This is a genomic window from Streptomyces sp. NPDC127068 (genome assembly GCF_042724695.1).
In the GTDB taxonomy this organism is placed as follows: Bacteria; Actinomycetota; Actinomycetes; order Streptomycetales; family Streptomycetaceae; genus Streptomyces.
In genome coordinates, this window is sequence record NZ_JBHXEN010000059.1 from 30,653 (window position 1) to 42,116 (window position 11,464).

7 protein-coding genes are annotated in these 11,464 nt (G+C 69.6%); 1 reads left to right on the top strand and 6 read right to left on the bottom strand.

The features are described from left to right. Positions 1-39: 39 nt before the first annotated feature. The 6 genes from trxB to ACFWIA_RS29560 form a co-directional block, all read right to left on the bottom strand. Positions 40-1,002 carry a thioredoxin-disulfide reductase gene (gene trxB, locus ACFWIA_RS29535; protein WP_387010302.1) on the bottom strand — a complete coding sequence of 321 codons (963 nt, stop codon included), beginning with the start codon at positions 1,000-1,002 and terminating at the stop codon, positions 40-42. Positions 1,003-1,221: 219 nt separating this feature from the next. Next, a complete protein-coding gene (locus ACFWIA_RS29540) occupies positions 1,222-2,181 on the bottom strand; it encodes an anti-sigma factor family protein (protein WP_387010304.1) in 960 nt (319 codons plus the stop codon). After that, the gene (gene sigM / locus ACFWIA_RS29545; protein ID WP_387010306.1) at positions 2,178-2,885 is read right to left on the bottom strand and encodes an RNA polymerase sigma factor SigM; all 708 of its coding nucleotides are present in this window, start codon (positions 2,883-2,885) and stop codon (positions 2,178-2,180) included. The genes ACFWIA_RS29540 and sigM overlap by 4 nt, the downstream gene beginning before the upstream one ends. Positions 2,886-2,919: 34 nt before the next feature. Continuing rightward, positions 2,920-4,647, bottom strand: coding sequence for a protein kinase family protein (locus tag ACFWIA_RS29550; protein ID WP_387010308.1), 1,728 nt, complete (start codon positions 4,645-4,647; stop codon positions 2,920-2,922). A gap of 115 nt (positions 4,648-4,762) precedes the next feature. Next, positions 4,763-7,033 carry a murein biosynthesis integral membrane protein MurJ gene (gene murJ, locus ACFWIA_RS29555; RefSeq protein ID WP_387010310.1) on the bottom strand — a complete coding sequence of 757 codons (2,271 nt, stop codon included), beginning with the start codon at positions 7,031-7,033 and terminating at the stop codon, positions 4,763-4,765. Between the two features lie 47 nt (positions 7,034-7,080). Continuing rightward, entirely contained in the window at positions 7,081-9,498 is a 2,418-nt protein-coding gene (locus tag ACFWIA_RS29560; RefSeq protein WP_387010312.1) for a DUF6049 family protein, read from the bottom strand. Between the two features lie 322 nt (positions 9,499-9,820). Between ACFWIA_RS29560 and ACFWIA_RS29565 the strand changes: the two genes are divergently transcribed. Continuing rightward, on the top strand, positions 9,821-11,314 hold the full coding sequence (locus ACFWIA_RS29565) for a CCA tRNA nucleotidyltransferase (RefSeq protein ID WP_387010314.1): 1,494 nt from the start codon (positions 9,821-9,823) through the stop codon (positions 11,312-11,314). Positions 11,315-11,464: the final 150 nt, after the last annotated feature.

Here is an 11,464-nt window from a genome sequence, read left to right on the forward strand (position 1 = left end):
CCTTAGTTCGGTGAAGCGATGAAGGGAAGGGGGAGAAGGTCAGACAGCGGCGGCCGTAGCCGCCTCCGCGTCGGCCAGAGCGGCAAGGTAGCGCTCGGCGTCCAGGGCGGCGGAGCAGCCGGTACCGGCGGCGGTGATCGCCTGGCGGTAGGTGTGGTCGACGACATCGCCGGCGCCGAACACCCCCGTCTGGTTGGTGCGGGTCGAAGGGGCCTGGACCTTGAGGTAGCCCTCGTCGTCCAGGTCGAGCTGGCCCTTGAACAGTTCGGTGCGGGGGTCATGACCGATGGCGATGAACAGTCCCGTCACCGGGAGCTCGGACTCTTCGCCGGTCTTGATGTTGCGCAGGGTGAGACCGCTGAGCTTCGGGTCGCCATGGATCGCGGCGACCTCGTTGTCCCAGATGAACTTGATCTTCGGGTCGGCGAAGGCGCGCTCCTGCATCGCCTTCGAGGCGCGCAACGAGTCCCGGCGGTGCACGATCGTCACCGACTTGGCGAAGCGGGAGAGGAAGGTGGCCTCCTCCATGGCCGTGTCACCGCCGCCGATCACGGCGATGTCCTGGTCCTTGAAGAAGAACCCGTCGCAGGTGGCGCACCAGGAGACTCCACGTCCGGAGAGGGCGTCCTCGTTCGGCAGCCCGAGCTTGCGGTGCTGCGAGCCCGTCGTGACGATGATCGCCTTGGCCTGGTGCACGGTACCGGCGGTGTCCGTCACGGTCTTGATCTCACCGCTGAGGTCAACGCTGACCACGTCGTCGGGTACCAGCTCGGCGCCGAAGCGCTCGGCCTGGGCGCGCATGTTGTCCATGAGCGCCGGGCCCATGATCCCGTCCTGGAACCCGGGGAAGTTCTCGACCTCGGTGGTGTTCATCAGCGCACCACCAGCGGTGACGGCGCCCTCGAAGACCAGCGGCTTCAGGGACGCACGCGCGGTGTAGAGCGCTGCCGTATATCCGGCGGGCCCGGAGCCGATGATGATCACGTTTCGGACGTCGGTCACGGCTTCATTCCTCGTCTCTGGAGACAACTTCGTACTTCCGGGTGGAAGCCGGGACGCGAAGGGCTCCCACACCACCCAACGGATACTACGGGGCGGGCATTCCCCGTGCTGCCGGGCTCACAGGAGGGTCTTCCGTGGGCTTGGTCCTGATCGACAGGCGAGCCACGACGGGGCCAGGGGCCGAGGAGGGAGACGGCGCTGAGGAACCGTGGCCCGCGGTCAGCGACGGGGGTACGAGTGGGCGAGAAGCACCTTGCCCGGGGCCGCTGACCGCTGGGTCACACAGGTCGTGTCGACCACATAGGCGGACACCTGGTTGGTGTCGGAGACGTGCGGCATCACCACCAGGAGCGCAGCCTTGTTCCCGTACGTCCCCTCTTCGCTGGCGAGGGCCTGCTCGGTACGGCCAATGCCTTGCTGTACGCACTCCGGTACGTCGACGGTCGTCAAGGTGCCGGTGTCTCCGTCGCGGAAGGGCGTGTGGGGTGAGGGGGGCTCCTCGCCCGAGGCGGCGCCCAGCGAGGGTGCATCCGTCCCCGCAGAGTTCGCTGCGGGCGATTCCTTCTTCAGCAGCTCATGGACACGGCCTTGGAGATTGCTCTTGGAGAAGGAGCCGTGCACTTCGGGGGTGGGTGCCGTTCGGTTCGTCGGGGACCCTTGGTCGTTGTTGCCGCCGTCCATCGACTGGACCAGCAGGGAACCCAGCCCCAGTGCTGCGACGGCGAGAACGGTACCGAAAGCGGCCGTCCTGATCCGCCTGGACCGTCCGCGGTCGGTGCGTCCCGGGCCGGTGCCGCCGCGACCGTGTCCAGCAGGTCGCTGGAGCTGCGTCCTGTCGGGCACTTTGGCGGGCGGCGCTGTTTCACGTGAAACATGCTGGGGTGGTTCGGAGACCGCGGCTATGGGGTCGGGTGATTCTGCCCGTGTCGCCGGGGCCGCCTCGGCGACGAGGGCTGCGTCCACCCGGGCGGCCACGTCGTCGGGCATGGGCCCGGGGGTGTCGGCGGCTTCCAGTAGCGAGCGGATCTCTTCCAGCGAGGCGTGGAGCTCAGTGCACTCGGGGCAGGCGTCCAGGTGCAGCCGTAGGCTCGCCGCCTGGTCGGGTGGGAGCAGGCCCTCTGTGAGGTCCGAGATCTCCTCGACGGCCGGATGCCCAGCCGTATCGATGCTCGTTGTCACGCTCGTCCACCTCCGCCCTTCACCGCAGTGGAATCGGTCGCGCCCGTGTCGGGTGCTGCTCCTGCGGGTGGGACGGATGCCCCTGGTGACTGGTTCCTTTTCCCGCCAGGCTTCTCGTTCTCCCTCCGGGACGTGGTGCGCAGATGGGAGAGGAGGGGGAGGAGCTTGGCCCGACCGCGGGCACACCGGCTCTTCACCGTGCCAGGGGGCACGTCGAGGATGCTCGCGGCTTCGGCCACGGAGTAGCCCTGCATGTCGATCAGCACCAGAGCAGCCCGTTGATCCGGCGGGAGCGTGCTCAGGGCCTTGACGAGCTGACGGTGGAGATCGCTGCGTTCCGCGGGTGCGTACGCCGACTCATGGGGTTCCAGCAACTGTTCGAGTCGCTCGGCGTCGTCCACCGGAGCCGTTCTGCGGGACGCCGTCTTGCGGGCTCGATCCAGACAGGCGTTCACGGTGATGCGGTGCAACCAGGTGGTGACGGCGGACTGGCCGCGGAAGGTGTGTGCGGCCCGATAGGCGGAGACCAGAGCGTCCTGGACGGCGTCGGCCGCCTCTTCGCGGTCCCCCAGGGTGCGCAGGGCCACGGCCCACAGCCGGTCGCGGTGGCGCCGCACCAGCTCACCGAAGGCTTCGGTGTCCCCGTCGACGTGGCGTGACAGGAGGTCCTGATCACCCACCCCGTCGTACGCGGCATCGGCCACGGTCGCACCACCCTCCCCGGAACCGTCGGTGCTGTCAGCCGGTGAACTTCACATCCGTGATGGCTTGCTTGTAGCCCGCGCGGCTGTACTCGTCACCCTGGGCGTAGGGCAACTCGGTGAGCCAGAGCACGACGTAGCGGGTCTTCGACGGCTTGGCGACGTTGATCTTGAGTTCTTGGTCCTGGGTGGACGCCGTGGCGAGCTTCTTCATGGAGTCGAGCGAGGCCGACGAGGACAGTGAGTCGGCGGCGTACAGGGCGCCGGTGGTCCGGTCCCCGCCGTAGTTCAGCTTGATCGTCGCGGCGGCGAGGGACTTCTCGCTACCGAGGTCGTAGACGAGCCCGACACCCGACTTGTACGGAGCCAGCTGCGGTCCGTCCAGGAAGGAGTACGTCCGCCAGTACGTCGAAGCGGCACGGTCGTGGGTGAGGCGGGCGTCGTTCGGGTGCTGTGCCTTGCCGTCCGGGTAGTACTCCGCGGATCCCTCGATGGCGAGTGGCCGGAGCGGCTTCTTCTCGGTGTTCTTCTTGTTGGTCTCCACCGTCTCGGACTGGTCCGGATCGGCGCCCTTGTCCTTCTCTATGAGGGCGTCGGCCAGCTGCCAGCTGCCGAGCCCGAGGGCGGCGATCAACAGGGCGGAAACCGTCCACTTCAGCGCCCTGCCGGCGCGGCTCTGCAACGGTGGTGGAGGAGCCGGGTGAGGTGCGGTCGCCCGCAGGGGGGCACCTCCGCCGGGGCGCCCGTACGAGCCCTGCTGGTAGGTCGTGCGCTGGTAGTCCGGCGGGGTCCGGAAGACTGGCTCCGGCGGACGGATGCGGGGCATCTCGTTGATGGCCCGGACGAGGTCGTCCGGCGTGGTGCACGGCAGTTCCTGGCGCGAGGCGGTGGCGCCCTCGTTGACGAGTGCCCGCATCGCCAGCTCCGAGAGGCCCCGGTGGACTCCCGCACGCACCTGGTCGGGCGCGATGAGCCCGACCCCCTTGGGCAGCCCGTGGAGGCCGTGGGCATCGTTCTCGTAGGGCCAGCGCTGGGTCAGCGCGGCGTACAGCAGGGCACCGATCGCTTCGGTGTCGGTGCGCTCCGGGCTGTCCGAGGTGATGCCGCGCAGGGCGGCGTTGACCGCGAGGCCACGGATGCGCCATTGACCGGTGGAGGTGCGCAGCACCGCGCTCGGCGCGAGTCGCAGATGCGCCAGACCCTCTCGGTGGGCGGCGGCCATGGCCTGGGAGACCTGGGCCACCATCTGGTAGGCGTCGTGGACCTCAAGCGTTCCGCCGGCGAGGAGCGCCGTCAGCTCGGTGGCGTCGGGCAGCCACTCGTGGACGACGTAGACGAGGTCGTTCTCCTCCACGGCGTCCAGCACGTGAACGAACCGGGGGTCGCCCAGGAGGGCGGACGAGCGGGCCGCGGCGAGGACCGAGCGGGCACGCGGATGGTCGGCGGGAAGGACGTGCACGCCGACGGCCCTGCGGAGCATCTCGTCCACCGCGCGCCAACTGCTGAAGCCGTCCAGACGGGTCACACACTCTTCGAGCCGGTAGCGTCTGGCGAGTTTGTGCCCACTATGCAGTTCGGGCGGTGCGGTCCGTTCGGACCCGCCCGTCGTGCCGCTGTTGTCCGCGTCCGTGTCCGTGGTGTTCTGCTCCCCGGTCTCGCCGGTACTGGCCACCCCGTCGGCCGTGGCCTGCCCCGCCTCGGCGGTCAGCGGCTCGTCACCGCTGTTGTCTGCCACGTCGACGGCAGCCGTGCTCCGTTCCGCCACCGTCGTTCCTGCCTCCCCAGTCGTTGCGCTCTCGACGCCCGTGCCAATTGTGCCCACAGTCCGGTGCTATGCACGACACGCGATGGCCGCCGATGGTTGTGCGACTGCCCGGTTCTCAGCGTCCCAGACGTCCCCGCACCATGCCGACCATCGAGTTCAACTCCTCGATGCGCATTCTGCGGGCCGCGACGTAGAAGACGCCCAGCAGGGCGATTCCGCCGATGACGAGGGCCGCGGCCGAGCCGAGCGCGCCCTGGCCGAACACCCGGGTGACTCCGTAGCCCACCGCCCCACCCACGAGGGCGGCGGGAACCGAGGCCATGGACAGCCGCGCGTAGGTCCGCACCACCTGGGAACCGTCCAGATCGCCCCCGAGCCGTGTCCGCAGCCGCCGCCAGGCCACCCCGACCCCGACCGCGTAGGCGAGTCCGTACGAGGCGGCCATGCCGACGACGGCCCACCGCGCGGGCAGGAGGAAGTAGCAGGCCGCGGACGCGGTGGCGTTCACCGCGGCGACGATGACGGTGTTGTAGAAGGGCGTCCGGGTGTCCTCGTAGGCGTAGAAGCCGCGCAGCACGACGTACTGGACGGAGAAGGGCATCAGCCCGAGGCCGAACGCCATCAGGATGTAGCCCATCGACTGCGCCGGTCCGGTCCCCGTGGACGCGAAGAGCAGGGTGCACATGGGGATGCCGAGGGCGACGAACATGAAGGACACGGGCACGATCGCGACCGCCGAGGTGCGCAGCCCGCTGGAGATGTCGTCACGGACCGCGCCCGGGTCGTTGTCGTGGGCCGCACGCGAGATGCGGGGGAGCAGTGCCGCCATCACCGACACGGTGATGATCGCCTGGGGCATGCCCCAGATGAGCTGGGCGTTCGAGTAGGCGAGGAGGCCCGCGCCCCCCCGGTCCGCTTCCTTGCCCGCCGCGGTCGCCAACTGGGTGACCACCAGGACGCCGGCCTGGTTGGCGAGCACGAAGAGCACGGTCCACTTGGCGAGCTTCACCGCCTTGCCCAGCCCCTGGCCCTTCCAGTCGAAGCGGAGCCGGAAGCGGAAGCCGGTTTCCCGCAGGTAGGGGATCATCGCCAGGGACTGGACCACCAGACCCAGCAGGGTGCCGATGCCGAGCAGTCGGATTCCGTCGTCCGGGATCGTGTCGACCTGCATACCGGATTCGGCGGAGCTGCCGTACACCCAGATGAACAGTCCGAACGTGGCGATCATGACGAGGTTGTTCAGGACCGGGGTCCACATCATCGCGCCGAACCTGCCCCGGGCGTTGAGGATCTGCCCCATCACCACGTGCACGCCCATGAAGAAGATCGTCGGCAGGCAGTAGCGGGCGAAGGCGACGGCGACGCTGTTCGCGGCCTCGTCGTCGGCGATCGGGTCCGACATCAACTGGATGAGCAGCGGAGCGGCGAAGACGGACAGCGCGACGATGACACCGAGAACGACCATCACGAGGGTCAGCAGTCGGTTGGCGTACGCCTCGCCGCCGTCCTCGTCGTCCTTCATGGCGCGGACGAGCTGCGGCACGAACACCGAGTTGAGACCGCCCCCGATGCTGAGGATGTAGATCATCGTGGGCAGCGTGTAGGCGACGGTGAACGCGTCCCCGAGGAAGGCCGCACCGAGCGCCGCAGTGATCACCACGGTGCGGACGAACCCGGTGAGCCGCGACACGATCGTGCCGGACGCCATCAGCGCGCTGGACTTCAGCACGCTGGAGCCGCGTCCCTTGCGCGCGGGTGCCGGAGCAGGGGCGGGGGCGGCGGGCTCGGGGGCCGGAGCCGGTACCGGGGCGATGGGCGGGGCCGGCGGCACGGGAGCCGCATAGGCAGCACCCGGGGCGCCCGCGACGGGCGGGGCGGGAGGGGCGGTTTCGTAGGCGGGTCGCGCACCGCCGCCGGCCTGCTGCTGGTCACGGAAGAGGTGGGCGAAGGCGTCCGGCTCCGGCCGCTGCTCGCTCGCCCGGGTGACCAGGTCGTCGACCCCCACGAACTGCGTCGTCCGGGCGTCGTCGCCGTACGGGAGGTGCTGGGTGGGCCCCTCGGGCTCGGGCGCCGGAGGCTGCGCCCACAGATGGGGGTCTGGGGCGTACTGAGCGGCGGGCGGGGCGTAGAGCTGGTGGGGGTCCGGGTAGGTGCCCGGGGGCGGTGGGGGGTGTGCGGACCGGTCGTACAGGGCCTCCGTCACCGGGTCCTGCGCGGAGAGGTCCTGCGTCCGGTACGGGTCCTGGGCGTAGGCGTCCTGAACGTACATGTCGGCGGCCGGCTGCTGCGGCGTCTGGTGCGGGTCGTAGGGGGGCGGAGGGAACCCCTGAGCGGAGGGATCGCCGTCCGCGCCCTGCCCGCGGTCACCGTCGTACGGCGCGTTCATGGTCTACCCCACCTCATCGTCCCCGGGCCCACCGGCCACGACATCGCTCAACGGTCCACTCTCTCACCCGTGCCGGACGGGTCGGTGCTTTCCGCAGCGGTGTCCGGTGTCAGGTCACTCGGCTGCTCGGGTTCGGGAGCCCGTGTGACGTCGGCGGACTCGCCCTCGGAGGGCCCCGCGTCCTCGCCGGCGTCCGTCGCTGCGGCATCCGCGCCGGCGGCGTCAGCGGCTGCTTCCTCCGCGGCCTGCCGGGCGGTCACCCGCTTGCGCTGCTGGTACATCCGGAATCCGGCGAGCACCAGCAGGAGCAGCCCTCCCGCGATGACCAGCATGACCGTCGGCGTCACCTCGTTGACCTGTACCCGGAAGCGCACCTTGTCGCCGTACGGGGACCCGTCCTCGGTGATGAGCTGCGCCTCCACGTCGACGATGCCGTTGGCGTTGGCGTTGGTGTCGAACTTCAGCGTCTGGCTGCGTTCGCCGGCGAGCTTGACGGTCTGCTCGCCGTACGCCTCGTCGCCGATCTTGAGGCGCTTCGGCTTGGTCGAGGTCAGTCGTAGTCTCAGGTTGTCGACGCCCTGGACCAGGTTGTTCTTCACCGTGACCGGGATGGTGGCGCTGCGGCCGGAGAGCTGGGCATCGGACTTGTCGATCAGCTGCACGCTGCGCATCAGATCGGCCAGGTGCCGTTCCACCCCCCTGCGGAAGGCGTCCCCTTCGGTGGCCCGGCCCCGCCAGGACGTCGACATGCCGCGGTCGATGGCGCGGCCGAACGGGGTGACGACGCGGTCGGGATCGGTGAGGATCGTGCTGAAGTCGTCGAGCTTGCGCTGCGTGCTCTGGACCAGTTCGAACGCGGCGACGTCGAGTTCCTGCTTGCGCAGGTGCCCCGGGTAGGACCGCCCGGACGGTACGCGCGTGGTCGCTCCCGGGTCCGGCTTCGCCTTCGCGGCGGCCGTCAGGTCCTGGGTGTCGGTCCAGCGGCCTTCCTGGACCGTCTGGATCGCCTTCGCCATGGACTGGGCCTGGCTGTTGCTCGGCATCCGCTGCGGCGCCACCACGATGCTCCGGGGCTCGCCCGGGTCCTGGAGCGTGATCATCAGGCTCTGGGCCAGGAACTCCTGCACCGCGAGGGTGGAGCTCTCCGCGCGGGTCAGATCCCCCTGGAAGACCTTGGACAGCCGCGCATCGGCGACCACGGCCGTGGTGCCGCCGCCGATGGGCCGGGGGGCGCTCGGGGTGTACGGGAGGCCACCGGTCTCCCGGAGGCTGTCGTTGCGGGTGATCACCGTGTCGGCACCGGCGGAGGTCGCCACATCGACGATCGACGGATCGATGGCGCCCTCGGCCGGCCAGGCGAAATCGGTGACGGGCTTCACGTGCAGGGTCGACTCGACGGTCAGCGCGGCCACGTCGGTGGCGTCCTTGAGGTGGCTCAGCGAGCCGGAGACGTTCTTGCCCCGGTGCGCGAGGGAGGCGAGGTCGGGGTCGGCGAAGGGCAGCGCCACCACGGTCTTGCCCTGGACGGCCTTCTGGAGGTCGGTGAGCCACTGACCGGCGACGGCGCGGTTCTTCCCCGCGACGGTCTTGCTGCCGTCCTTGATCCGGTAGCCGTCGGCCATCGCGTGGACGGAAGCCAGGAGATCCGGATCGATGACCCAGGTCACGTCCAGGGAGGTGCCGAGGGCCAGCATCTGCTGGAGCCTGCCGCCCGGGCCGATCTCCTTGGCGAGGCTGTCGTCCTCGAACACGCGGGTCTGCTGTTCGTTGGACCCGGTCTCGGCGGTGAGGTGCGTCGACGAGATCAGCGGCCACAGGAACGTCGTCTTCGTCTTGGCGTCGGAACCCTTGGGCTGCCACGGCAGGAAGGCGCGCTCGATGCCGAGCACCTGGTCGTAGCGCTGGGTCGGGGTCTGCCCGGTCAGCGTGACGCCCAGCTGGTAGACCCCGTCGGAGCCGAGGTCCAGTTCCTTCACCGGCACCGAGATGCTGAAGTCCTGGGTGCGTCCGGGGGCGAGCTGCTCGACCTCCTGGACGTACTTGCCGCCCACCGGGACGCCGTCCACCCCGGGGACGTGCTTGGTGCGTCGATCGGCGGCGTCGAGGGAGCTACGGGTGTGCAGCGCCCGGCCGACCAAGAGGTCGACCTGCCCGTCGGTGATCGTTCGCTTGCCGGTGTTGGTGACGGTGCCGCGGACGGTCAGCGTGTCGTTCTCGTCCGGTGCCGTCGGGGTGAGGGTGTCCAAGGAGACGTCGACCACGCCCTTGGCCGCGGAGGCTTGCGGAACCCCCTGGGGAGCGGAGCTCCGCGGTCCTGATCCGGCGGCCTCGGCCTGCGCCGTGGGGGCGGAGGCCAGGACCGCGGAGGCGAGCAGCGGTAGGGAAACGGCCAGGGCTCCGGTGCGCCGGAGCCACCGGCGGGCAGGTGAGGGAGTGGTCCCCGTGAAGTCTGCCGCCTCGGCCACGCGCTCGCCCGTCCCTCGTCGTCGTCAGTGGTCGTCCAGAAGTGCGTCCACGCATGGTAACGATGCGCGCTGCGTACAAGTGCCGCGGTCCACGACAGATCGTTTGCCCAACGATCATGAGGGCCCCGCTCCGGGACGGGTGCGGTGGGGCCCAGCGGCCGTGACGTACCCCTTGTCCGTGCATCACCTGATGAGTGCTGCTTTACCTGGTCATCAGGTGATGAGTCAGCCTGTGGGCAATGTTCGGAGGGATACCTGGCGGGGCCGCCTCCGCGTTTATGGGGGCGCTCGTCGACCCTCGGGGCACGTACCCTTTCCTGTTGTGCCGAACGCCAACGAAGACAACCTCAGCGCCCTGAGCCAGGCGCAGCACCGCGCGGTCAGTGAGCTGCTGCGGGTCTCCCCCGTCGCGGACGAGCTGGCCCGCAGATTCCAGACGGCAGGGTTCTCCCTCGCCCTGGTCGGCGGCTCGGTCCGCGACGCGCTGCTCGGTCGCCTCGGCAATGACCTGGACTTCACCACCGACGCCCGTCCCGCGGACGTGCTGAAGATCGTGCGGCCCTGGGCGGACTCGGTCTGGGAGGTGGGCATCGCCTTCGGAACGGTCGGCTGCCAGAAGGACGCCGAGGTGGAGAATGCGGCGGCACCGGGTGAGACGGCTGTCCAGGGGTTCCAGATCGAGATCACGACCTATCGCTCGGAGGCGTACGACCGCACCTCCCGCAAGCCCGAGGTGTCGTACGGCGACTCCATCGAGGACGATCTCGTCCGCCGTGACTTCACGGTCAACGCGATGGCGGTCGCCCTGCCCGAGAAGGAGTTCGTCGACCCGTACGGCGGATTGGGAGACCTCGCGGGCCGTGTGTTGCGCACGCCCAGCACTCCCGAGGAGTCCTTCTCCGACGATCCGCTGCGGATGATGCGCGCGGCTCGGTTCGCGGCACAGCTGGACTTCGAGGTCGCCCCGGACGTGGTCGTGGCGATGACGGAGATGGCCGACCGGATCGGGATCGTCTCGGCGGAGCGGGTCCGGGACGAGCTGAACAAGCTGATCCTTTCCGCGCACCCGCGCAAGGGCCTCACCCTGCTGGTCGAGACCGGGATCGCCGAGCGGGTCCTTCCCGAACTGCCGGCGCTCCGGTTGGAGCGGGACGAACATCACCGGCACAAGGACGTCTACGAGCACACGCTGATCGTGCTGGAGCAGGCGATGGCGCTGGAGCAGGAGGGGCCCGACCTCGTTCTGCGGTTGGCGGCGCTGCTGCATGACATCGGCAAGCCCAGGACCCGTCGGTTCGAGGACGACGGCCGGGTCTCCTTCCACCACCACGAGGTGGTCGGAGCGAAGATGACCAAGAAGCGGATGACGGCTCTCAAGTACTCCAATGACCTGGTCAAGGACGTCTCGCAGCTGGTCGAGTTGCATCTCCGCTTCCATGGTTACGGCACCGGCGAGTGGACCGACTCCGCCGTCCGCCGGTATGTGCGAGATGCCGGCCCCTTGCTGGAGCGACTGCACAAGCTGACCCGTTCGGACTGCACGACCCGGAACAAGCGCAAGGCATCTGCTCTCTCCCGGGCGTACGACGGGCTGGAAGAGCGCATCGAGCGGCTCCAGGAGCAGGAGGAGCTGGACGCCATCCGCCCGGATCTCGACGGGAACGAGATCATGCAGATCCTCGGCGTGGGGCCCGGCCCGGCGATCGGCCGTGCGTACGCCCATCTGCTGGAGCTGAGGCTGGAGAACGGCCCCCTGGAGCGGGACGCCGCGGTGGCCGCACTGAAGGAGTGGTGGGCCGCCCAGCCTCAGGGCTGACCTTTGGACGGTCATGTTTCACGTGAAACATGACCGGGGCGTGTACGAGTGCGGGGTCGGGGTTTGACGGGAAAACACGGCCCCCCACTCGTGGGCCCGCGGGGGGGACGGGGGGGGGGTGTCGGCGGGAGCGCGCCAGCAGGGGCGCGA

Excerpts from the sequence above, each read along its gene's own strand:
- murJ (WP_387010310.1), bottom strand. The coding sequence starts at position 7,033 with ATGAACGCGCCGTACGACGGTGACCGCGGGCAGGGCGCGGACGGCGAT.